Consider the following 20959-nt stretch of genomic DNA (forward strand, 5'->3'; position numbering starts at 1 on the left):
GAACGGTCGCCTCCCACCTGTACAAGGCCTTCCCCAAGCTAGGCGTAGCCTCCCGCGCCGAACTGGCACGGCTCACACTCGGCGATAGATGATCGGCTGCGCGGCGACGCCGTTGGCCTTGAAGTTGGCCAGAACCATCAGCGTCTCGCAGTCATCGGCGTAGAAGTAGTTGAACAGGAAGCAGCGGTCCTGACTGCCGACGACGCAAACCAGGGCGGTCGTTCGCCGCTTCTGCCATCAGACTGATGTTCCGACCGTCACACCAGCAGGCCGACTGTGATCGTCTCCTCACCATGATCCCCGGACAGGGTGATCGACAGTTCCCATACGCCGTCCATGGTGAACACGTCCTGTGTGGCGACGAAGCGGCCGGGGTCGGCTCGCACGGTGCCGACCGGCGGCAGCGCGTGGCCCATGCTGGGCATGACCGCCGCCAGCGTGACCGTTTCGGCCTTGCCCGAGGTCACCCGTACCTCGACACGATCGGCCGGCAGCACGCTGACGGTGTAGTGCGTGCCCGCCACCGCCACACTCTCGGGGCTGCCGCCGATCCAGCGCGAGGTGACGGCGAACAGCACACCCGCGATGAGCAGGAAGACGCCCGCGTATTTCATCGATCTACCTCCATGGTGAAGGGCCGGGTCAGGAGGCGGCCTCCAGCGGCGTATTGGACCCAGGCCAGGTAGCGGCCCGGTTCGGGGAGCGTGAGCGTGAAGCGCAGTGCGGAAGGGCCGGCCGCCGTCCCGTGGGCGTGCGCCAGGTGGGCGCCGTCCCGGCTCCGGACGACCAGATGGCCGGGCATACCCAGCCAGAGCTGGATCTGCCCCTCCGTGGCGACCTCGATGGTCACCGGGCTTCCGGCGACCGGCGCCGGCGGGGTCAGGCTGGGCATGGCGACCTCCTGCACGGAGACGTCCGGCTGTGCCGTACCGGAGACTTCGAAGGCGCCAGTGAGAAGCTGCCCGCCTGACTGCTGCCGCTCGATCTCGGCGTAGGCCAGGTAGCGACCCGGATGCGGCAGGCTCAGCCGTACGGCCAGCACACCCGGCGCGGTCCGCAACGGATGCACGTGCCGGAAGATCACGCCGTTCTCGCTGGTGACCACGAGATGCGCCGGGGCCTCATGGTGGACGGCGAGGTCGTCCACCGGTCGTCCGGTCGCGCCGTCCGCGAGCCGCAAGATCAGGGTGAACTCGGCTCCCGTGGCAGGCAGGGCGGGCTGGGTGGAGAACCGGCCCTGCGCGTAGGGCCTGCCGGACTCGGCTTGCGGTGCGGTGCCCTCCGGCTGAGCGGGGGGCAGATACGGCCCGAGCAGCATCACGGTGACCGCGACTGCTCCGGCTGCGCTCGCACCGCTCACGAGGAGCCGGGACATGCTTGTGGCGAGCACGCCGCCTACCAGCAGGAGACCAGTCACCAGGAAGGCGCCGTCCATCACCATCGTCCAGGGAGTGCTGCCGGGCACCAGCACCCGGAACGGGATCAGCGAAACCTCGTCACCGGCACGCACGTACAGCTCGTGCGGGCCAGTGTGAGTGACCCGCAACGCGGCGGACTCCTTACCGGCGCGCACCGAATCCGCCGACCTGCCGCCGTCAGTCAGCGACCGTAACTCCAGCTGCAGGCTCACGGGATCCGCCGCTTCCGCGGCCACCCGCAGTGCCGACGGCACCTGCGAGACTCCCGCGATGACGAGCGTCACCTCGCCCGCTGCGAAGGTCTGCGTCACCCGCAGATCCGCTCCCGCCTGGACGACATGCGCCTGAGCCGGAGCGCTCAGCGACAGCACCAACAGCCATGCGACCGCCAGAAGCCGGATCGCGCCATTGATCGCTTTCATGAGCATGACACTAGGCAGAGGCTGCCGTACCCCGCCTCCGTCAGGTGACTGATATGCCCCGCATGCCTATCAGTCACCTGACAGAGGCGGCCGGCAGCGCACTCTTCCTAGGGTTTCGGCCATGACCAAACGACCCGAACCCTACTCGGCGACCGTCATGGCGATCCTCGCCGTCGCCTTCTGCGCCTGGGCATTGACCACCCTCCCCATCCAGGGCGCGGTCATCCTCGTGGTGGCCAGCGTGCTCGGCTGGAGCGGCTGGATCACCTTCAGCTACACCCGCCCGGTGAAGTCCAGAAAGGTGATCGCCGTCTACCTGTGCGCGGTCGGTTTCCAGCTCATCCACATGGCCGAGGAGTACACCGGCGGCTTCCCGCACGAGATCGTCGAGCTGTTCGACTCGCCACGCGACTGGCCGGAGAACGAGTTCCTGCTCGTGTTCGTCTTCGGCTTCGGCGCGCTCTACTTCTTCGCCGGCGCGGGCGCGCTCTACCGGATCCGGGTGTCCAACTTCTTCCTCTGGTGGTACGCCCTGGGCGCCGGCCTGCTCAATGGCATCGCCCACTTCGTTTTCCCGATCCTCAAGGGCGGCTACTTCCCCGGCCTGTACACCGCCGGCGGCCACTTCATCATGAGCGGCCTGCTGATCTACTTCCTCATCAAGGAAAACCGCCAGCTCAAAGCCGCCGAACAGGCGCCTCAGCCACTGCTGGCCAGGTAGCCCCCCCCAGTAGCCCCTCGACCGGCCAGGCCTGAACGGAGACCGCCGCCTTGACCCAGCTCGCCGGAGCGGGCGCCCTCGCCGCGCTCGACCCCGTATTCGCCCAGCTCGCCGTCGGCGCGGGCCACAACCTCTGGGGCCTGGCCCACCTGACCACGCGAGAGAAGGCCTTCATCTGCCTGACCGCCGACCTGTGCCACCCCCACCTCGACCTGCCCCTCGCCATGCACCTTCAGATGGCCATGGCCCAGGGGGTCGACTCCGAGGCGATCAGAGAGCTCTACCGCCACCTGGCCCCCTACGTGGGCTACCCGATCGTGGCCACCGCCTTCCAACGCCTGACCGAGCTCGGACTGCCCCAGGCCCAGGACGACAAGCCCGTCGAACCCACACCGCTGACCGGACCGCTCGCACGAGCCGTACGCGCCCTGGAGGACATGGACTCGGGCCTGGCCGCCTTCACCGAGGACCAGCTCGCCCAGCGCTGGGCCCGCCCGCATCTCAGCGTCCGCGAGCGAGCGCTCGCCTGCCTGGTCGTGGACGTCTTCTACCAGACGCTCGGCGAATCCCTGCGCCTGCACGCCGAGCTGGCCAGGTCGGCCGGGGCCACCGACGAGACCCTGCGCGACCTGCTCCGTGGTGTGGCCGAGTTCGGCATGCCGCGGGTCTGGGCCGCCGCACAGGCGCTGCTCCCGCAGCCGAAGGAGGGCGCATGAACGTGGTGATAGCCGGGGGTGGTCCGGCCGGGATGATGCTCGGCCTGCTGCTGGCCCGCGCCGGGGTCGAGGTGACCGTGCTGGAGAAGCATGAGGACTTCCTGCGCGACTTCCGGGGCGACACCGTGCATCCCTCCACCCTGGAAGCGCTGGACGAGCTGGGCTTGGCGGAGCGCTTCCATCAACTCCGCCATCGCAAGGTCACCACACTCAACGTGCCGCTGGGCGGCGGGCTGGCGCCCATCGAGGCGTTCGCCGGGATGAAGGTGAAATTTCCGTACATCGCCTTCGTGCCGCAGTGGGACTTCCTCAACCTGCTCGCCGAGGAAGCCCAGCGATACCCGAATTTCACCCTCCACATGAGCACCCCGGTACGCGACATCATCCGCCGCGTCGGCAAGGTCGTGGGGGTCCGTTGCGACGACGGCCGCGAGTTCCACGCGGATCTGGTCGTCGGGGCCGACGGCCGGAATTCTGCGGTACGGCAAGCGGCCGGAATGCAAGTTCACGAGCTCGGCGCGCCCATCGACGTGATCTGGTTCCGCCTGACCAGACACGCCGGTGACCAGGAGAATCTGGTCTTCCAGCTCGCCCGTGGCCGGGGCATGGTCGCCATCGACCGTGGCGAGTTCTGGCAATGCGGCTACCTCATCGGCAAGGGTGGCTTCGACGGCTGGAAGGCCAAGGGCATCGAGGCCTTCCGCCGGGACGTGGCGCAGGTGGCCCCGATGTTCGCCGACCGCACCGGCGAGCTGACCTCCTTCGAAGTGATGGGCTTCCTGGAGGTCCGGGTCAACCGGCTGCACACCTGGCACCAGCCCGGGTTGCTGTGCATCGGCGACGCCGCGCACGCCATGTCACCGGTCGGCGGAGTGGGCATCAACCTGGCGGTCCAGGACGCCATCGCCGCCGCCAACATCCTGACCCGCCCGCTGCTGGACGGCACCCTCGACGACAGTGATCTGGCCGCGGTCGAGCATCGCCGTGAATGGCCCGCCGTGCTCACTCAGCGGGTGCAGGGGATCCTGCAGCGCCAGGCGTTCGACGACAAGCGCACGGAAGGCCAGCTGCCCGCCCTGGCCCGTTTCCTGATCCAGCGCACGGCCATCCCCCGCTACCTGGCCGGACGTTTCCTCGCCTTCGGCTTCCGACCCGAGCACATCCAGGAGATCCCGAGATGAGCGTGGCGATCTCGGGCGGCGGCCCGGCAGGGCTGATGCTCGGCCTGCTGCTGGCCCGCAAGGGTGTCGAGGTGACCGTGCTGGAGAAGCATGAGGACTTCCTGCGCGACTTCCGCGGCGACACCATTCACCCGGCGACCATGGAGCTGCTCGACCAGCTCGGCCTGCACGACCGATTCCACAAGATCCCCTACGGGAAGTTCCAGAACGTCGGCTTCGGCAAGGACCTGCAGGTCGGCTCGTTGACCGAGCTGGGGCTGCGCTACCCGTTCGTCGCCATCGCGCCGCAGTGGGACTTCCTCAACCTCATCGCCGAGGAGGCCCAGCGGTACCCGAGCTTCACGCTGAACATGCGCTCCCAAGTGGTCGATCTGCTGCCGGAGGGCGGGGTGCGCTACCGCGACCCCGGCGGTGAGCACGAGCTGCGCGCCGACCTCACAGTGGCCTGCGACGGCCGCGACTCCCTGCTGCGGGCCAAGGCCGGACTGCCCGTGCGCACCATCGGCGCGCCCTTCGACGTGGCCTGGTTCCGTCTACCCAGGCGTGACCCGGACGTGGAGGAGTTTTACTACCGGGTCGCGCCCTACAAGTGGATCGTCGGATTCGACCGGCGCACATACATCCAGCTCGCCTACGTCTTCGACAAGAACCGGCGCGAGAAACTGATCGCCGACGGCATCGAGGCCTTCCGTGACGGCGTGGCGCGAACCGTACCGGAGCTCGCCGATCGCGTGGCGCTCCTGCGTTCCTTCGAGGAGGACGTGAGCTTCCTCGACGTGCAGGTCAACAGGGCCATCAGGTGGTACGGCAAAGGCCTGCTGCTGATCGGCGACGCCGCTCATGCGATGTCCCCGATGGGCGGTGTGGGCGTCAACTACGCCGTGCAGGACGCGGTCGGAGCCGCCAACATCCTCTCCGACGCGCTGAAGAGCGGCGGGCCGGTGCCGGAGCACCTGCTGCGTGCCGTACAGAAAAGGCGCGAGCTGCCCGTCGCGGTAATGCAGCGGCTCCAGCTCCTGATGCAGCGGCGGCTGATCGAGCCCGCGCTGCGAGGAGAGGTCGCGAACGTGCCCAAGATGGCCACGCTGATGCGGCGCGTCCGTCCGGCTCGCCGGGCCTTGATGCGGCTACTCGCCGTCGGACTCAGAAAGGAAAGCATCCGATGAACGTTGTCATCGTCGGCGGCGGTCCGGCCGGAATGATGGTGGGGCTCCTCTTGGCCAGAGGCGGCATCCAGGTGACCGTGCTGGAAAAACACGGCAACTTCCTGCGCGACTTCCGCGGCGACACCGTACACGCCTCGACGATCCGGCTGATGGACGAGCTGGGGCTGGGCGCGAAGTTCCGCAAGCTGCCGCAGAGCCGCCTCGGCGAACTGGAGGCCCCGCTGCCCGACGGGAGCAGGATCACACTGAGCGACATCGCCGGACTGCCAGAGCCGTACAACTACGTCGCGATGATGCCCCAGTGGGACCTGCTGAACTTCCTGGCCGAGGAAGCCGCACGAGAGCCGTCTTTCACCCTGCTGATGAACACGGCGGTGACCGGGCTGATCAGGGAGGGCGGCAAGGTCGTCGGTGTGCGCTGCGGCGATCTGGAGCTCCGTGCCGACCTGACGGTGGCCTGCGACGGGCGGCACTCGACCATCCGCCACGAGCTGGGACTGGCGGCCCGCGAGTTCCCGGTGCCCTTCGACACCTGGTGGTTCCGGCTGCCCCGCCATCCGGAGGAACGCGACGAGATCGCGCGGCTCAACGGTCAGTTCAAAGGTGACCAGATCGCGCTCTGCTTCACTAGGGAGGACTACTACCAGATCGCCTACTTCACCAGGAAGGGCGCCGACCCGCAGCTTCGGGCCGAGGGAGTGGAACGCTTCCGCGAGCGGATCGCCGGGCTGCTGCCGCAGTTCGCCGACCGGGTGGACCACCTTCGGAGCATGGACGAGCTGCACCTGCTCGATGTGAAGCTCAACCGGCTGGAGCGCTGGTACGCCGAGGGTGTGCTGCTCATCGGCGACGCCGCACATGCCATGTCACCGGCGGGCGGCATGGGCATCAACCTGGCCATCCAGGATGCGGTCGCCGCGGCGACGATTCTGATCGAGCCGTTGCGCGCTGGGCGGCTCTCCACCGCCGATCTGGCCAAGGTGCAAAAGCGTCGCTGGTGGCCGACCGTGCTTGTTCAGCGCTACCAGCAGGTGCTGCACCGCGCGATGTTCGTGCCCGCCTTCTCCGGCAAGGGCGCCCGGCCGCCGCGCCCGCTGGTCTTCCTGGCCAGGTACGTCCCACCGTTCAAGAAGATTCCCTCGAAGCTGCTCGCGTTCGGTCCCCGGCCCGAGCACGCCCCGGCGTACGCGCGGCGCCCGGAGCAGCGGCCATGACTGCGGTGGCAGCGCCCGAACGCCTGGACCCAGCCCTGCTCAAGCTCGCCGCGATCGTGGTGGTGGGCGCGCTGGCCTCGTTGCTGAACACCACGATCCTCAGCGTCGCCATCGACGGCCTCGGGCGGCACTTCGACGCACCCCTGGCGACAGTGCAGTGGGTGGCGACGGCCTACCTGCTGGCCATGGCGATGGCGATCCCGCTCACCGGCTGGTCGGTGCAACGCTTCGGCGCGAAGACGATGTGGATGTCGGCGCTGTTGGTCTTCCTCGCCGCATCGGTGCTGTGCGGCCTGGCCTGGTCGATCGAGAGCCTGATCACCTTCCGGGTGCTGCAGGGACTGGCGGGCGGAATGATCCTGCCGCTCGCGCAGACGATCCTGGCTCAGGCCGCCGGACCGTCGCGGTTCGGACGGGTCATGGCGCTGGTAGCGATCCCGGGCCAGCTCGCACCGATCATCGGCCCGGTCCTGGGCGGCGTGCTCATCGACGGCGCGGGCTGGCGCTGGGTGTTCTTCGTCAACGTGCCGGTGGTCGGTCTGGCCTTGCTGCTTGCCTGGCGAGCGATGCCCTCCGGCCGGCCGGAAGGCCGGCCGCCGCTGGACGTCCTGGGCCTCGTACTGCTGTCACCCGGCCTGGCCGCCCTGGTGTACGGCCTCGCGCAGATCGGCGGTGCCGGAGGCAAGGGCTTCGGCAGCACCGTGCCGGTCATCAGCCTGATGGCCGGAGTGGGACTGGTCGCGTCGTTCGCCCGGCACGCCCTGCGGACCAGGACCGCCCCCCTCCTCGATCTCCGGCTCTTCCGCCACCGCTCGTACACCCTCGTGACCACCCTGACGTTCCTGTCCGGAGCCTCGATCTTCGGGCCGATGTTCCTGCTGCCGCTGTACTACCAGCAGGTCCACGGCCTGACGACCGTCGAGACCGGGCTCATGCTCGCCCCTCAGGGGATCGGCACCGCCCTGTCGCTGCTGGTCGCCGGGCGGCTCAACGACCGCATCGGGGCGCGCCCCCTGGTCCTGGTCGGGCTGGCCGTCACCGTCGCGGCGACGATCCCGTTCACCCTGTCCGGCACTGGCGACCTCATCCAGATCATCACCCTGCTGATCCGCGGCATGGGACTGGGCATCGCGGGCGTGGCCATGATGGCCGGCGCCTACCAAGGACTGCGCCGCGACCAGATCCCCGGCGCGACCGGCCTGACCAATGTCGTCCAGCGCGTCGGCGGCTCGCTCGGCACAGCCGTCCTGGCCGTCGTTCTCCAACGGGTCGCCCAGGGCAACAGCACCCCCGCCGCGCTGGAAGGCGCCTTCGGCGAGACCTTCTGGTGGACAGTCGGCTTCGCTCTGCTCGCCCTCATCCCTGCATGGCTACTACCACGATCACGACCGGCCCCGACCGAGCCGGGTGCGCGTGGTGGCCGCGGAACGACTCACTAACTGGATCATCGAGTGCGACGGTGCCGCTGTGCGTCCAGGCGCTGTGAGCCGGATCACCCGCCGTGTCTGTCACGGTTCTCAGCGCCAGCCCGTCCAGACTCATGAACCCCTCCCCAACCGCACCAAAGGATCACCATGGTTCCCCTTGCCGACAGCACACCTCCGAGCTCCATCGCCCAGCCGGTGCGCAAGCGGCGCTGGCCCCGCTGGTTGGCGGCCGCGATAACGCTGCTGGTGGCCGCGATGCTGTTCGGCGCGTACGGCTGGCAGCCGGCCGAGGACGGCCGCGCCTTCCGCTCGCCGTACCTGGCCCAGGCCGGCTCACGCTACGCCGACACCCCGATCGCCCGCTTCCACTACATCCAAGCCGGAGCCGGCACGCCGGTGATCCTGCTCTCACCCGGCGGCACCACGGTCATCGGCTGGAAGGATCAGCTCGACGTGCTGGCCCGCGACCACACCGTGTACGCGGTCGACCTTCCCGGCCAGGGCTACACCCAGCTGAAGGACTCCGGCTTCGCCTTCGACCTGGATGCCATGGTCTCTGCCGTGGGAGCTTTCATGGACGGCATCGGCGTGCGGCAGGCCGCCGTGGCGGGCAACTCCTGGAGCGGCGGCTGGGCCCTGGCCTTCGCCCAGCGCCACCCCGACCGCGTCACCAAGCTCGCCCTGCTGGACGCCACCGGGCTGGACCTGCCCGGGACCTTGATGTGGGAATCCCTGAAGATCCCCGTCATCGGCGAGCTGGCCGTCAAGCTGTCCACCGGCAAGTCCACCGTCCGCAGCCTGGCCGAGGGCATGATGGTCAACAAGCAGCGCGTCACCGAGCAACTGCTGGACGAGTGGTGGGCGCCGATGACCTTCCGTGACAACATCCGCGCCACCTACCTGCTGGAACGCCGTCTTGACTGGACGCAGACCGAAAACGCGCTCCACGCCACCAAGACCCCGACGCTGGTGCTGTGGGGCAAGCAGGACACCATCCAGCCTGTCGAGCGCGCCCACCGCTTCGCCGAACTGCTCCCGAACGAACAGCTCGTGATCCTGGACGGCTGCGGCCACGCCCCCCAGCTGGACTGCCCAGACCCGGTCAACCGCCACCTCCAAACCTTCTTCACCGACTCACGATGACCGGCTGCACACTTCGCGCTCAACGCGGAGGACGAGGTCATCTTGGGACGGAACTTGTGCGCATCACCGGGGATGGCGACGATCGGCTGCGGGGTCGGAGCGGGAAGCGGCAGGCAACCAGCCGCCACCATGTCAGAGCCGCGGCGAGATCGGCCACCGTTTGGTAGTGGACACCGCTCATACCGAGCGACCTGGCCGCCTCCACGTTCTCCAGCCGGTCATCCACGAACAGGCACCGCTCCGGAACGGCACCGGCGACCTCGTAGATGCGCCGGTCAGGCTTGGCCATCCCAACCCGCGCGCTGCTGACCACGGCGTCGGCGAAGTGGGCAGCGCGCTCAGGCCGCAGGAGCCGACGACGACGAGTTCGGCACCGTCGGAGAGCTCAACGAGGCGCTGGGCGGCAGGGCCTTCGTGCAGGTCGGTCTCGATGCGCATGCCCGAGCCGCTCGAGCGGGTGCATGGCTATGACGGCGAGATCCCCCAGACGCCGTCATAGCCAGAGGGCCCGGAATCACACGCGCAGCGCTGGGACTACGGCCTAGGTGGCCGTCCCGGGCGACCCTCAGACCCTCATGGCCGAGAAAACCCCAAGCTGGTGCATCGGCAGGCGGTGAAGCAGCCCAGCGAGGAAGAACGATCAGCCGGCTGAACCGGGTGGTCCTCACGACCAGCCGTCATGCCGTGCGGGCGCGCGGCCGGAGCACAGGAGAACCCATCACGGCACCTTCGGGGTCAGGCCTTGGCGGGGAGGGCCGTGGCGCGGAGGGTTTCGAAGTTGGCGACGTACTGGCCGTAGATCCGGCGGTCGTGCACGCGCAGCAGGGTCTCGTCGTTGCGGCGCAGCGACGTCTCGTTGAAGTTGTGGCTGCCCGTGTACACCTTGCCGTCCACCAGCACGTACTTGGAGTGGATGCGCCCGGGCAGCGCGCTGCCGTCGGCGAGCAGCCGCAGGTCGACGCGCGGCTCGGCGAGGAGACTCTGCTTGACCTCCGGGCTGAGGATCCCGGCGACGATCTGCACGTCGCAGCCGCTCCCGGCCAGCTCGCGCAGCCGGTCGGCGATCGCGATGCGGAAGGTGTCCCACTCGGACATGCCCACGCGGATCTTCTCACCCTGCCGGCACGACACCCTGCGCAGGCTGTCGACGATGACGTCACCCTCGGCCTGCGGGAAGAAGGTGGCGACCACGGAGCCGGTGTGCACGGTGCGGTTGTAGTCGAGGTTCTTGCGCTCGGCCGCGAGGTCCTCGAAGTAGCTGTTGTACGCACGCGACAGCTGCCGGTCATCGGTGAAGGTGACGGCGTTGTTCCAGTACGTCGTGGAGTTCAGGTCGGTGAGGTTGGCCGACGACTGCACGACCACGTCTGAGGCGTAGCCGGTCCGGGAGAACAGGTAGAACTTGTTGTGCTGGCCCTTGTCGCCGATGCACGCAGCGGTGCCGCCCGACATCGGCCCGGTGCAGACGTGCAGCCAGGAGTCCGCCGTGATGTCGGTGCCGAGCGCGGCGGCGAGCTGGGCGGCGACCTTGCCGCCGCGGGTGTCGCCGTCGACGAGCACCTGGACGTGAACGCCGCGGTCGCGGGCCTTGATCAGCTCGGTCGCGAAGCCCTCGCCCGCCGCACCCGACATGACGAAGTGCGCCACCCTGATCCTGGCGCCCGCCGGGGTCTGCTTGATCATGGAGCAGAGCCACTGGACAATGGCGGCGCCCTCGCCCGCGACGGGGTTGTTGAACACGGCGCCCGTGGTGACCCGGACGAGGGGCGCGTCGGCGCAGGTGGCGTCGGCCGCCGCCGACGCGGGGACGGACCCGGCGAGCGGTAAGACCAGCGCGGCGGCGGCCAGCACGGACATGACCGTCTTGGTCATGGAGATCTCCTTATGAGGCGGCGAAGTGGCAGGCGACCAGGTGACCGGTGCCTCTTTCGATCAGTACTGGTTCCTCGTCGCGGCACCGATCCTGGGCCAGCCAACACCGAGTGCGGAACCGGCAGCCTGTCGGCGGCGACAACGGGGAGGGAACATCTCCCGACAGGACGATCTCGTGACGGTCGGTCTCTCGCCAGTCGTCGACACCGGGCGCGGCCGACAGCAGCGCCTGGGTGTAGGGGTGGGCGGGCTTGGAGTAGATGCTGTCCTTCGGGCCGATCTCGGCGACCTTGCCGAGGTACATCACCGCCACCCGGTCGCACAGGTGGTGGACGACGCCGAGGTCGTGGGAGATGAACAGGTAGGCGACGCCGAGGTCGCGCTGGAGTTCCTGCAGCAGGTTGAGAATCTGGGCGCGGACCGAGACGTCGAGCGCGGAGACGGCCTCGTCGCAGATGATCAGGCGCGGCCGCACGGCCAGCGCCCTGGCGATGCTGATGCGCTGGCGCTGCCCGCCCGAGAACTGGTGGGGATAGCGGTCGGCATGCTCGGGCCGCAGCCCGACCCGGTCGAGCAGGTCGCACACCTCCTCATCCCATCGTTCGCGTGGCACCAGGCCGCGGTGGATACGCCACGCCTCCTTGATCAGCCTGGATACGGTCATGCGCGGGTTGAGCGACGCGTACGGGTCCTGAAAGATCAGCTGGATCTCCCGCCTGAGCCGCCGCAGCTCCTTGGCGGGCAGCGACGCCAGGTCCTTGCCCTCGAAGAGCACCTGGCCAGAGGCAGGGCGGACGAGGCCGACGATGGTCCTGGCCACGGTGGACTTACCGCAGCCGGACTCGCCGACCAGGCCCACGGTCTCGCCCTCGCCCACGGTGAGGCTCACCCCGGCCACCGCCTGCACCTCGACGCGGCGCGTGCGGTAAGTGGTGACGAGATCGACGAGCTCAAGCATGCGCGATCACCTCCTCGGCGAAGTTGCAGGCGCTCGTGCGCCCGGGCCCGAGCTGACGGGGTTCGGGGTCGCTCTCGCGGCAAACGTCGCGGGCGAGCGGGCAGCGGGCGGCGAAGGCACAGCCGGTCACCGGCTTGCTCAGGTCCGGCGGCTGGCCGCCGATCATCTCCAGCGGCCTGTCGTCGCGCAACGAAGGCACGGCGCGCATCAGGCCGCGGGTGTAGGGGTGGGCGGGCCGCTCGTACACCTCGGGCACGGTTCCCGTCTCCACGATCCGGCCCGCGTACATGACGGCGACCCGTTCGGCGGCTCTGGCGACCACGCCCAGGTCATGGCTGATGAGGATCATCCCGAGGCGTTCCGCCCGCTGGCGTTCGCGCAGCAACCGCAGGATCTGGGCCTGCACGGTGACGTCCAGCGCGGTGGTCGGCTCATCGGCGACGAGCAGCCGGGGGTCGAGGGCCAGCGCAATAGCGATCATCACGCGCTGGCGCATGCCGCCGGAGAAGCGGTGGGGGTGCTCGTCCAGCCGCCGTGTGGCGTCGGGGATGCCGACCAGGCTCATCAGCTCGGCCGACCGGCTGCGCGCCTCCTTCCTGCCGAAGCCGCGGTGCCTTCGGAACATCTCGCCGATCTGGTAGCCCACCGTCAGCGACGGGTTCAGCGCGCTGAGCGGATCCTGGAAGATCATCGAGATGCGCTCACCGCGGAGCTTCTGCCACTGCTCGTCGGTGAGCCCGGTGACCTCCTGCCCCTCGATGCGGATGCGGCCTCCGGCCAGCCGGGCGCCGTGCGGCACCAGGCCGAGCAACGACTGCGCGGTCACGCTCTTGCCGCTGCCCGACTCGCCGACGACGGCCAGCGTCTCGCCCTCCTCGACCTGGAAGGAGACACCGCGCACGACGCGGGTGCCGCCGAACTCCACGGACAGGTCCTCGACCTCCAGCAGGGGGCTCATGCGCTCAGCTCCGTCATCGGGTCGGACAAGTCTCGCAACAGGTCACCGAGCACGCCGATGCTGACCACCACGAGCGCCAGCGCGAGGCCGGGCGCGGCGGCGATCCACCAGGCGGAGGCCAGGTAGTCGCGGCCCTGCGCGATGGTGGCGCCCCAGGAGGCCTGCGAGGCGGGCACGCCGAGGCCGAGGAAACTCAGCGACGCCTCGGCGACCATGGTCAGGCCGACCTGTACGGTCGCGGCCACGAGTAGCGGTGGCAGGCAGGAGGGCAGGATGTAGTGGATGAGGATGCGCCCGTTGGAGGCGCCGAGGACGCGGGCAGAGTCGACGAACTCGCGGTGCCGTACGGCCAGCGCCGACCCGCGCACCACTCTCGCGAAGATCACCCATCGGGTCACGGCAAGCGCGATGATCACGTTGACCATGCTGGGCCCGAGGACGCCCGCCAGCAGGATCGCCAAGAGCAGGCTGGGGAAGGCGAGCTGGATGTCGCCGATGCGGGAGATGATGCCATCGGCCCAGCTACCGAAATATCCGGACAGGAGGCCGAGCACCAGGCCGATCGACCCGCCCACCAGCACAGTCACCAGCGCCACGGTCAGCGACGTGCGCATGCCGGACAGCACCTCGGCCAGCAGGTCCTGGCCCACCTGGTCCGTGCCGAGCCAGGCGATGGCGCCGTCGGACAACCGGCTGCCCGGAGGCAGCAGCCGGTCCTGCGGGCTGGTGACCGCGGCCTCGAACGGGACAAGGAACGGCCCCACCACGCCGGCGACCGCGAACAGCAGCACGGTCCCGATGGCCAGCCGCGCTCGCAGGGGCAGCCGCAGAAGCACGGCGGTGTCGAGCGTCATGCGTTCTCCAACTGGATCCTGGGGTCGAGGTAGCTGTAGAGCACGTCGACCAGCAGGTTGAGCGTGATGTAGCAGACGGTGACCACGGTGAGGACGGCCTCGACCACGGAGTAGTCGCGGAAGGTGATCGAGTCGACGAGCAGCGAGCCGATTCCCGGCCAGGCGAAGACGACCTCGACGATGACGCCGTTGGCGATGAAGAAGCCCATCAGTAGGCCGAGCATGGTCACGACGGGCACCAACGTGTTGCGCAGCACGTGGATGTAGAAGACCACCCGCCTGCTCAGGCCCTTGGCCCGAGCCGTGCGTACGTAGTCCTGGTTCATCTCCTCAAGAATCCCCGTGCGCACCAGACGGCCGAGCCAGCCGACGAACGGCAGCGCCAGCGTGAGCGCGGGCAGCAGCAGGCTGGCCATGGTGCCGTCGGCGGTGCTCGGCAGGATCTGCAGCAGCCTGGCGAAGATCAGCGAGAGCATGATGCCGATCCAGAACGGCGGCAGAGCCTGCCCGACCAGCGACGAGACGGAGACCAGGTGGTCGGCCACGGTGTTGGCGTGCCTGGCCGCGAACGTGCCTGCGAGGAAACCGAGCACCACGGTGAAGATCATGGCCCAGATCGACAGGCTCAGCGTGGGGCCGAGCCGTTCCAGCGTGGCGTCCAGAGCGCTGCCGCCCTGCCTCCAGGAGTCGCCGAAGTCCAGTCGCACCAGGTGGAGCAGGTGGCCGAAGTATTGCGCGATGATGGGCTGATCCAGGGCGAGCTCGGTGCGGAGCTCGGCCAGTTGCTCGGGGGTGGCCTGGCTGCCGAGGATCAGCTCGGCGGGGTCACCAGGTAGCACGCGCAGAGCGATGAAGACGATGGTGACCGCGCCCCAGATCTGCAAGAGCGCCTGGGCGAGGCGGCGTCCGAGAAATCCGGTCATCGGCGGCTCGATCCGCGCACGGTGAGCGTCGGCGGGAAGAGGATTTTCTCCGGCGAGCCCGTGGCCGACTTGGTCAGCCGCCGCAGCATGCAGTCGACCGCCGACACCGCGATGTCCGCGGCGGGCAGGTCGACCGTGGTGAGCGACGGTATGACGTAGGGCGCGAAGGGGTGGCCGCCGTACCCGACGACCAGCACGTCCTCGGGGACGCGCAGGCCCGCCTCGTGCGCGACGCGGTATATGGCCAGCGCGAAGTAGTCGTTCCCCGCGACGAAGGCCATCGGGCGCTCGGCGGCGCTGATCACCTCGCGGGCCATCCGGTAGGCCTCGCTCGGGTCCCACGGCATCGCGCTCTGTTCCAGCCGCCTGGTCGGGACCTTGATCACCGTGTCCGGTCCCATCGGCAGCCCGCTTTCGGCCATGGCCCGGCGGTAGCCCTCGACCCGGTCGGCGACCGAGGAGACGCCTAGGTCCTCCTCCAGGAAGTAGATCTTCTTGGCGCCCTGGTCGAGGGCGTGCCTAGCCGCCTCGTAGCCGCCGCGGGCGTGATCGACGCCCACGAGGTCGGCATTCAGCTCGGGGATGTCACGGTTGATCAGCACCAGCGGCACCCCGGCCGAGCGGAACGGGCGCCAGTGCTCGGCGCCCTCCTGCACAGCCACCATCAGGACCCCGTCGACGCCGCGGCGCAGCAGCTCCTCGGCTGCTCGCCGCTCGTTGTCCAGAGACTCCTCGGTCGCCATCAGCAGCAGCGAGTAGCCGTGCTCACGGCAGTGCTGCTCCATGCCGCTGATCAGCTGCGCGTAGAACGGGTTGGACGGATTCGTGATCACCATGCCGAGCGTGGTCGCGGAGCCCAGGACCAGGGAGCGGGCGGTCACGTTCGGCACGTAGCCGAGCCGAGCCGCCTCCGCCTTGACCCGGTTCCTGGTCTCCACGCCGACGCTGTCCTTGTCCAACAGCGCCCGCGACACGGTGTTGACCGACACCCCGAGGCTCTCGGCGATGTCTTTCAGCGTCGTACGGCGTCCCTCAGGCATGATCGGCGGAGACCGTCCTGAACTCGGGCTGGCTGTTGGCCGCCGGGCGGAAGCCCTTGACCGTGGAGCGCACGCCGTACGTGGCGGCCAGCGCCGCGGGAAACACGCCAACCGCGTCGGACCAGATGATCTCGCACGCCTGGCCGTACAGGGTCTTGCGTTTGTCCTGGTCGGCGGTCGATTTGGCCTCGGCGAGGAGCGCGTCGAGCTCCTTGTTGGCGTAGCCCATGCGGTTGGCCGCCGAGGTGTACAGGCGGCCGAGCGTGTAGTCGGCGTCTGCCGTGGTCACGGTGTTGACCTGGAGCTCGATGTCCCAGTCGAGCGCGGTCAGCCGCTTGATCCAGGCGGCCTTCTCGATCTGCTGCGGCTCGACGACCACGCCCACCTTGGCCCAGGCGGAGATGAACGACTGGGCCAGCTCGGTAGCCAACGGCCCAGTGTCCCTGAACCACATCATCGAGGTACGGATGCCATCCGCGTATCCCGCCTCTGCCAGCTCCTTCTTGGCCAGGTCGGGGTCGTACTCATAGGGCTTCTGCGGGGCGTGTCCGAACACCGCCGCCGGGATGGGCGCGTCCATGACCGTCGCGGCCTCCCCGTACAGGTTGGCGACGATGCCCTTGACGTCGAGCGCGCGGGAGAGCGCGCGGCGCACCTTGGGGTCGGCGAACGGCTTGCGCCCGCAGTTGAACCAGGTCAGGAAGTAGTTCAGGCCCGGCGTGCTCTCGACGGAGATCCCGGAAACCTGGCGTAGGCGCATGAGCTCGTCGGGCGGGATGATCCAGGTGACGTCCACCTCGCCGTTCTGCAGCGAGGTCATCCGCGTGGACGCCTCGGGGATGTAGGGCAGGCGCAGGCCCCGCAGCGTGGACGCGCCGCCCCAGTAGTTCTTCACCGGGGTGAGCACCAGCTGTGACGACGGCGTGAACGACTCCACGGCGAACGGCCCGCTTCCCACCGGCTTACGGAAGAAGCCCGCCTTACCCATCTGGGCCGCCGGGAGGATGAACGCCAGCGTCAGGTTCACCAGCATCGTGCCGAGCGGCTCGGTGGTGGTGATCTTGACGGTCCGCGCGTCCGGCGCCTCGACCGAGGCGACCGCGGCCCACAGCGGCTTCTGCGGCCCGGTCGACTTGGCCAGCCGTTCCAGCGAGGCCTTCACATCGGCCGAGGTCAGCTTGCTGCCGTCATGGAAGGTGACGTCCTCGCGGAGCGTGAACACCCACGTCTTGTCGTCGGGTTGGGTCCACGACGTGGCCAGGCTCGGCGCCGGCTCTGCGCCGTTCCTGGTCACGAGGGTGTCGTAGATCTGCCGGTTGGCCAGCAGCGACGCCTCGTCGACCGCGCTCGGGCCGTGCGGGTCCAGATCGTTGATGGCCTGGTTGAACGCGGCGCTGAGCGGGGCGTTCTGGCCGGACCCCGAGCCGGGGCCGCCAGGGGCGCATCCTGCGATCAGGACAGTTCCTCCGAGGAGGGTGAGGAACTGGCGCCTGCCTACATCGTCCATGTCGCTTACCTTCTGTCAGCTCTGTCAGCTCTTGAGTGCCAGGTAGATCAGGACTTTCGCCTTCGGATCGCCCCCGCGAAGTGAAGCCCGCAGTCGCAGCCAGTGACCGAACTCCCGTACGCGCCAGGACACCAGGCCCGGCTCAGTGGTCACCAGCTCGGGTGTCTCCTCGTCGCACCAGTGCAGCCCGTCAGGGGAGATCTGGGTGACGAGGTGGAGGCTGGGTTGCTCGCCTTCGAGCTCCAGCGTGCGCACGAACCATCGGGCTTCGCCCGCCCATGCGGCTTCGTACGGCTCAGTCGTGAAATCTGCGGTGAAAGTGGCGTTCCGCTCGAGAACGGCGGTTTGAGCGTTCTTCATGCCGATGCTCACCAATCCACGGAGATCAGGGCGGAATCAAGGAACAGGAAGTTGCGGACGGGAGAATGGGTCCGCACGCTGACGTAGAAGTTCAGCAGGTTCTCCAAGCCGTCATACTTGTCCGGATAGTGCGGGACAGGGACGTCACGTAGATCCATCACCCGGTCGTTGACCTGAAGTTCGACGTTGGTCCGCGAGCGGGTGTCGAACTGCCAGCGCAGGTAGTGCCAGTTGACCTTGGTCGGCACCTCGTTGTAGCAGAGGAACTGCGGCTCCTCGTCCAGCGTGTGCCAGTCCTCGGGGTTGGGCGCGGTGAAGTCCTCGGTCGCCACCAGGTTGTCCTGGTTGTGCAGGTTCTCCCTTGGCGTCGGCTCGGGCACCACCGGGTACACCCAGCGCCTGGTCAGCTTGTTGTCCAGGTCGGTGTTCTGGTAGCGCATCACCGTGTGGTAGCGGACGCCGTCGCCGTCGCACAGGTCGGTCGCAATCGTGAAGCAGCCGAACTGCGCCTCCGACGGGTGCAGGTTCCCGTCCCACTCGATCTCGCCGAAGCGGTTGCCGAGGCTGGACTCTGCCGTCGCCGCCTCGCTCTTGTAGGTGAAATAGGTCTCGAACTGCACGATCCCGCGCTGCGCCATCGTCAGCCGGCGGATCGCCACCCCCGTGTGTCCGGTGACCGGCCTGGTGGCCACCTTGAGCGCGTACGTGCCGCTCATCGCGCCGTGCGTGCCGGTGTCGAAGAAGTCGCATGAGCTGAGCTGCGGCGGGCGGAAGTCGCGCATGTGCTTGTCGACGGTGTCCAGGTTGCCGTGGCCGTCATGGTTGCCGATGAGCTCGGTCCAGCCGTGGGTACCGGTGTTGAACTCGTCGAAGGCGAGGATGCGGGGCAGCGGGTTGAACTTCGACAGCTTCGGATCGGCCGCGATCAGCGCGCGACGCAGATCATCGCTTTCCAAGTCGTCCTCCTACGAACCAAGGAGGATTAACGTTCACGTGAACGTTAATCAAGAAGTTCAAGGAAGGTAACTTGTCCCATCCTGGGACGTCAAGACTTCGCTACAAAGTGGTCATCTAACGCCAGTCGCGGACACAACAGACGAATCCCCGGCCCAACCAGCGACCCAGGGTGCGCCCGTTGAAGGCTCATCTCCAGGGCATCCCGCTGGCGGTGTGGCGGTCTTCGCTCTACGCGAGCCTCGGAGGCGCAAGCGACCTGGATGGATGTCCCGTGCGCGCCGATCAAGCCATGACGGACTCACCAACAACGACTGATCCGGGACGGACCGCAGCGCCAACAACAACGCCAGCTCGGTGGACAACGACACCTCGCGTTCCGTCCTCATGTAGGACAGGGCAGATACGTCGTGCAGTGGCACCCTGCACCTCGCGGTGACGTGCTCCGGGGGCAAGGACCTGAGCAACAACAACTTCAACAACAAGGCGTCCTGCGTCGGCTTCCAGTGACCTCACGTCGTCCGTGCTCTGCGCGGCCACCGCCGCCTGCGCCGGATCCGGCCCGCCGCAGGCGGTTCCGTAAAATGTCCCGGCCATCAGCGCGCAGGCGCGCGAGCTGCTCCTCCCTCTCGACGCGTACAGGCTACGGCGGCACCTATGTCACTCCCATGTGTCGACAGAATCGCCAGATACGCAGCAATAGCGGCGCCGATCGCGCCGGGCTCGTAGCCCGGATAGCTCGCCTTGATGTGGTCTGCCAAGACGGTCGTCGTGGATTGGTCGATGAACGCAAAGAGGGCGGCGATCGCGGTGAGCCCCGCCCCGATGTACATCATCGCCAGTGGGGTCCGGTTGTGCGATCTCTGCTTCAGCGTCGTCATGGCATGAATTCTTCCGTGTGAATGGCCGGTGACGGCCGGGAGGCGTTAGAGCGTCACGCTGCATGTCCGGGCCGGATAGAAAATCGTTCCCCTTGCGCCCTTTTAGGTAGTCACTGTCTTTAGGCAGCGACTGTGATTTTAGACAGTCAATTCTAGTGACAGTTACATGCTTTAGCGTTTGACTTCCTGCTACCCTGATCGTATGAGCGGGCTTCGCGAGCGCTGGCGGCTCAAGGCCATGCGCGCCATCCAGGAATGCGCCCTCGATCTGTTCGACGAGAGAGGGTTCGCCGCGGTCACGATCGAGGAGATCGCGGCCGCGGCCGAGGTGTCGCCGTCGTCGGTGTACCGCTACTTCGGCACGAAGGAAGGGATCGTGGTCGCCGACGAGTTCGACAGGATGAGCCTGGAGGCACTCAAGGACCTCCTCGACCCCGGCGATCCCATCGGCAGCCTGCTCCGAGCCGTCCGCGCCTACGAATCCGCGCCGGACACATCTGGTTCCGAGGAGGCAGGCGAAGGCCCTCAGGCCGAGACGGGCCCGTGGCGCAGGGTCCGTTACTTCTTCGCCGAGCCATCGGTCCGCGTGGCGGTCTGCGCCAATCTGGACCGCGCGAGCCAGCGGATCGCCCCGCTGATCGCGGCGACCAGCGAGCTGACAGAAACGCAGGCTCGCGTGACCACGAATGCCCTCGTCTTCGGTTATTTCGCCGCACTTGAGCAGTGGTACCTCGACGGCGGCAGCCGCCCTATCGCCGACTTCGTCGAGGAGGGCCTGCGTCCACTGCGCAGCGTCTGGCCGTCCTCTGACCACGAACATCCCGCATAACAGTTGCACGCGCTCGCTTGGCGGCCGACGCCATCCAGACCAAATCGCCATCCTTCGACGCCACCTTCCCTCGAGTTGACATCCGCCGTCCGCGAGGGCGCATGCGCCGGGCCACCGACGGTTGTCGACCCCGGCGGAAGCCGATCCGGATGATCCTGCTTGCGCGGTCTGCGCAAATCTCGACCAGATCGCGGGTCATGGACATGGCGGGCGATTCGACCAACAGCGGATCGTGGGCTTTCCGCCTCGCGGCGCGTAGGCGAAACGTTCCCCATACGTCACAATACGGACAAACGTTTCTTGGAGTGCCATGTTGTACGGGCGTCAGGCGGAGCAGTCCGTCATCGGCGGGTTGCTGGAAGGCCGGTGCGGCGCTCTGGTGGTGCGCGGCGAGGCGGGCATCGGCAAGTCGGCC

At 68.2% G+C, this 20959-nt stretch carries 21 protein-coding genes; 8 read left to right on the top strand and 13 right to left on the bottom strand.

The features are described 5' to 3' along the window. Positions 1–257 precede the first annotated feature (257 nt). Both ABN273_RS57485 and ABN273_RS57490 read right to left on the bottom strand, forming a co-directional pair. On the bottom strand, positions 258–614 hold the full coding sequence (locus ABN273_RS57485) for a hypothetical protein (RefSeq protein WP_349458239.1): 357 nt from the start codon (positions 612–614) through the stop codon (positions 258–260). After that, positions 611–1840, bottom strand: a complete 1230-nt coding sequence (locus ABN273_RS57490; RefSeq protein ID WP_349458240.1) for a DUF8832 domain-containing protein — start codon at positions 1838–1840, stop codon at positions 611–613. The genes ABN273_RS57485 and ABN273_RS57490 overlap by 4 nt, the downstream gene beginning before the upstream one ends. Before the next feature lie 121 nt (positions 1841–1961). Between ABN273_RS57490 and ABN273_RS57495 the strand changes: the two genes are divergently transcribed. The 7 genes from ABN273_RS57495 to ABN273_RS57525 all read left to right on the top strand — a co-directional run bounded on the left by ABN273_RS57495 (position 1962) and on the right by ABN273_RS57525 (position 9408). Next, the gene (locus ABN273_RS57495) at positions 1962–2561 is read left to right on the top strand and encodes an HXXEE domain-containing protein (protein ID WP_349458241.1); all 600 of its coding nucleotides are present in this window, start codon (positions 1962–1964) and stop codon (positions 2559–2561) included. Between the two features lie 50 nt (positions 2562–2611). Then, positions 2612–3277 carry a carboxymuconolactone decarboxylase family protein gene (locus tag ABN273_RS57500; RefSeq protein ID WP_349458242.1) on the top strand — a complete coding sequence of 222 codons (666 nt, stop codon included), beginning with the start codon at positions 2612–2614 and terminating at the stop codon, positions 3275–3277. Continuing rightward, a complete protein-coding gene (locus tag ABN273_RS57505; RefSeq protein WP_349458243.1) occupies positions 3274–4458 on the top strand; it encodes an FAD-dependent oxidoreductase in 1185 nt (394 codons plus the stop codon). The genes ABN273_RS57500 and ABN273_RS57505 overlap by 4 nt, the downstream gene beginning before the upstream one ends. After that, entirely contained in the window at positions 4455–5624 is a 1170-nt protein-coding gene (locus tag ABN273_RS57510; protein WP_349458245.1) for an FAD-dependent oxidoreductase, read from the top strand. The genes ABN273_RS57505 and ABN273_RS57510 overlap by 4 nt, the downstream gene beginning before the upstream one ends. Further along, positions 5621–6838 (top strand): FAD-dependent oxidoreductase, encoded by a 1218-nt coding sequence (locus ABN273_RS57515; RefSeq protein ID WP_349458246.1) that lies wholly within the window; start codon positions 5621–5623, stop codon positions 6836–6838. Before ABN273_RS57510 ends, ABN273_RS57515 begins: the two co-directional genes overlap by 4 nt. Next, positions 6835–8277, top strand: coding sequence for an MDR family MFS transporter (locus tag ABN273_RS57520; RefSeq protein WP_349458247.1), 1443 nt, complete (start codon positions 6835–6837; stop codon positions 8275–8277). The genes ABN273_RS57515 and ABN273_RS57520 overlap by 4 nt, the downstream gene beginning before the upstream one ends. Before the next feature lie 135 nt (positions 8278–8412). Next, positions 8413–9408, top strand: coding sequence for an alpha/beta fold hydrolase (locus tag ABN273_RS57525; protein ID WP_349458248.1), 996 nt, complete (start codon positions 8413–8415; stop codon positions 9406–9408). Between the two features lie 37 nt (positions 9409–9445). Here the strand turns inward: ABN273_RS57525 and ABN273_RS57530 are convergent, their stop codons facing one another. The 11 genes from ABN273_RS57530 to ABN273_RS57580 form a co-directional block, all read right to left on the bottom strand. After that, entirely contained in the window at positions 9446–9721 is a 276-nt protein-coding gene (locus tag ABN273_RS57530; RefSeq protein WP_349458249.1) for an HAD-IA family hydrolase, read from the bottom strand. A 422-nt stretch (positions 9722–10143) separates the two neighbouring features. Further along, complete coding sequence (locus ABN273_RS57535) at positions 10144–11280, bottom strand: phospholipase D-like domain-containing protein (protein WP_349458250.1); 1137 nt, start codon at positions 11278–11280, stop codon at positions 10144–10146. Positions 11281–11290: 10 nt separating this feature from the next. Beyond that, positions 11291–12238 carry an ABC transporter ATP-binding protein gene (locus ABN273_RS57540; protein WP_349458251.1) on the bottom strand — a complete coding sequence of 316 codons (948 nt, stop codon included), beginning with the start codon at positions 12236–12238 and terminating at the stop codon, positions 11291–11293. After that, positions 12231–13196: an ABC transporter ATP-binding protein gene (locus ABN273_RS57545; protein ID WP_349458252.1), complete on the bottom strand. Its 966-nt coding sequence runs from the start codon at positions 13194–13196 to the stop codon at positions 12231–12233. The genes ABN273_RS57540 and ABN273_RS57545 overlap by 8 nt, the downstream gene beginning before the upstream one ends. Further along, complete coding sequence (locus ABN273_RS57550; protein WP_349458253.1) at positions 13193–14050, bottom strand: ABC transporter permease; 858 nt, start codon at positions 14048–14050, stop codon at positions 13193–13195. The genes ABN273_RS57545 and ABN273_RS57550 overlap by 4 nt, the downstream gene beginning before the upstream one ends. Further along, complete coding sequence (locus ABN273_RS57555; protein WP_349458254.1) at positions 14047–14973, bottom strand: ABC transporter permease; 927 nt, start codon at positions 14971–14973, stop codon at positions 14047–14049. The genes ABN273_RS57550 and ABN273_RS57555 overlap by 4 nt, the downstream gene beginning before the upstream one ends. After that, a complete protein-coding gene (locus ABN273_RS57560; RefSeq protein ID WP_349458255.1) occupies positions 14970–16013 on the bottom strand; it encodes a LacI family DNA-binding transcriptional regulator in 1044 nt (347 codons plus the stop codon). The genes ABN273_RS57555 and ABN273_RS57560 overlap by 4 nt, the downstream gene beginning before the upstream one ends. Next, positions 16006–17520: an ABC transporter substrate-binding protein gene (locus ABN273_RS57565; RefSeq protein WP_349458256.1), complete on the bottom strand. Its 1515-nt coding sequence runs from the start codon at positions 17518–17520 to the stop codon at positions 16006–16008. Before ABN273_RS57565 ends, ABN273_RS57560 begins: the two co-directional genes overlap by 8 nt. A gap of 24 nt (positions 17521–17544) precedes the next feature. Then, the gene (locus tag ABN273_RS57570; protein WP_349458257.1) at positions 17545–17880 is read right to left on the bottom strand and encodes a hypothetical protein; all 336 of its coding nucleotides are present in this window, start codon (positions 17878–17880) and stop codon (positions 17545–17547) included. A gap of 8 nt (positions 17881–17888) precedes the next feature. Beyond that, entirely contained in the window at positions 17889–18836 is a 948-nt protein-coding gene (locus tag ABN273_RS57575; protein WP_349458258.1) for a DUF6772 family protein, read from the bottom strand. A 594-nt stretch (positions 18837–19430) separates the two neighbouring features. Then, positions 19431–19715, bottom strand: a complete 285-nt coding sequence (locus ABN273_RS57580; RefSeq protein WP_349458259.1) for a hypothetical protein — start codon at positions 19713–19715, stop codon at positions 19431–19433. Positions 19716–19917: 202 nt separating this feature from the next. Here ABN273_RS57580 and ABN273_RS57585 point away from each other — a divergent pair, with 202 nt between their 5' ends. Next, on the top strand, positions 19918–20544 hold the full coding sequence (locus ABN273_RS57585; RefSeq protein ID WP_349458260.1) for a TetR/AcrR family transcriptional regulator: 627 nt from the start codon (positions 19918–19920) through the stop codon (positions 20542–20544). Positions 20545–20959: the final 415 nt, after the last annotated feature.

Origin of the sequence: Nonomuraea sp. B19D2, assembly GCF_040137845.1 — a bacterium.
Lineage (GTDB): Bacteria > Actinomycetota > Actinomycetes > Streptosporangiales > Streptosporangiaceae > Nonomuraea.

Excerpts from the sequence above, each read along its gene's own strand:
- ABN273_RS57535 (WP_349458250.1), bottom strand. The coding sequence starts at position 11,280 with ATGACCAAGACGGTCATGTCCGTGCTGGCCGCCGCCGCGCTGGTCTTA.
- ABN273_RS57560 (WP_349458255.1), bottom strand. The coding sequence starts at position 16,013 with ATGCCTGAGGGACGCCGTACGACGCTGAAAGACATCGCCGAGAGCCTC.
- ABN273_RS57525 (WP_349458248.1), top strand. The coding sequence starts at position 8,413 with ATGGTTCCCCTTGCCGACAGCACACCTCCGAGCTCCATCGCCCAGCCG.
- ABN273_RS57565 (WP_349458256.1), bottom strand. The coding sequence starts at position 17,520 with ATGGACGATGTAGGCAGGCGCCAGTTCCTCACCCTCCTCGGAGGAACT.
- ABN273_RS57515 (WP_349458246.1), top strand. The coding sequence starts at position 5,621 with ATGAACGTTGTCATCGTCGGCGGCGGTCCGGCCGGAATGATGGTGGGG.
- ABN273_RS57545 (WP_349458252.1), bottom strand. The coding sequence starts at position 13,196 with ATGAGCCCCCTGCTGGAGGTCGAGGACCTGTCCGTGGAGTTCGGCGGC.
- ABN273_RS57585 (WP_349458260.1), top strand. The coding sequence starts at position 19,918 with ATGAGCGGGCTTCGCGAGCGCTGGCGGCTCAAGGCCATGCGCGCCATC.
- ABN273_RS57580 (WP_349458259.1), bottom strand. The coding sequence starts at position 19,715 with ATGACGACGCTGAAGCAGAGATCGCACAACCGGACCCCACTGGCGATG.
- ABN273_RS57495 (WP_349458241.1), top strand. The coding sequence starts at position 1,962 with ATGACCAAACGACCCGAACCCTACTCGGCGACCGTCATGGCGATCCTC.
- ABN273_RS57505 (WP_349458243.1), top strand. The coding sequence starts at position 3,274 with ATGAACGTGGTGATAGCCGGGGGTGGTCCGGCCGGGATGATGCTCGGC.
- ABN273_RS57520 (WP_349458247.1), top strand. The coding sequence starts at position 6,835 with ATGACTGCGGTGGCAGCGCCCGAACGCCTGGACCCAGCCCTGCTCAAG.
- ABN273_RS57550 (WP_349458253.1), bottom strand. The coding sequence starts at position 14,050 with ATGACGCTCGACACCGCCGTGCTTCTGCGGCTGCCCCTGCGAGCGCGG.
- ABN273_RS57485 (WP_349458239.1), bottom strand. The coding sequence starts at position 614 with ATGAAATACGCGGGCGTCTTCCTGCTCATCGCGGGTGTGCTGTTCGCC.
- ABN273_RS57540 (WP_349458251.1), bottom strand. The coding sequence starts at position 12,238 with ATGCTTGAGCTCGTCGATCTCGTCACCACTTACCGCACGCGCCGCGTC.
- ABN273_RS57510 (WP_349458245.1), top strand. The coding sequence starts at position 4,455 with ATGAGCGTGGCGATCTCGGGCGGCGGCCCGGCAGGGCTGATGCTCGGC.
- ABN273_RS57490 (WP_349458240.1), bottom strand. The coding sequence starts at position 1,840 with ATGAAAGCGATCAATGGCGCGATCCGGCTTCTGGCGGTCGCATGGCTG.
- ABN273_RS57555 (WP_349458254.1), bottom strand. The coding sequence starts at position 14,973 with ATGACCGGATTTCTCGGACGCCGCCTCGCCCAGGCGCTCTTGCAGATC.
- ABN273_RS57570 (WP_349458257.1), bottom strand. The coding sequence starts at position 17,880 with ATGAAGAACGCTCAAACCGCCGTTCTCGAGCGGAACGCCACTTTCACC.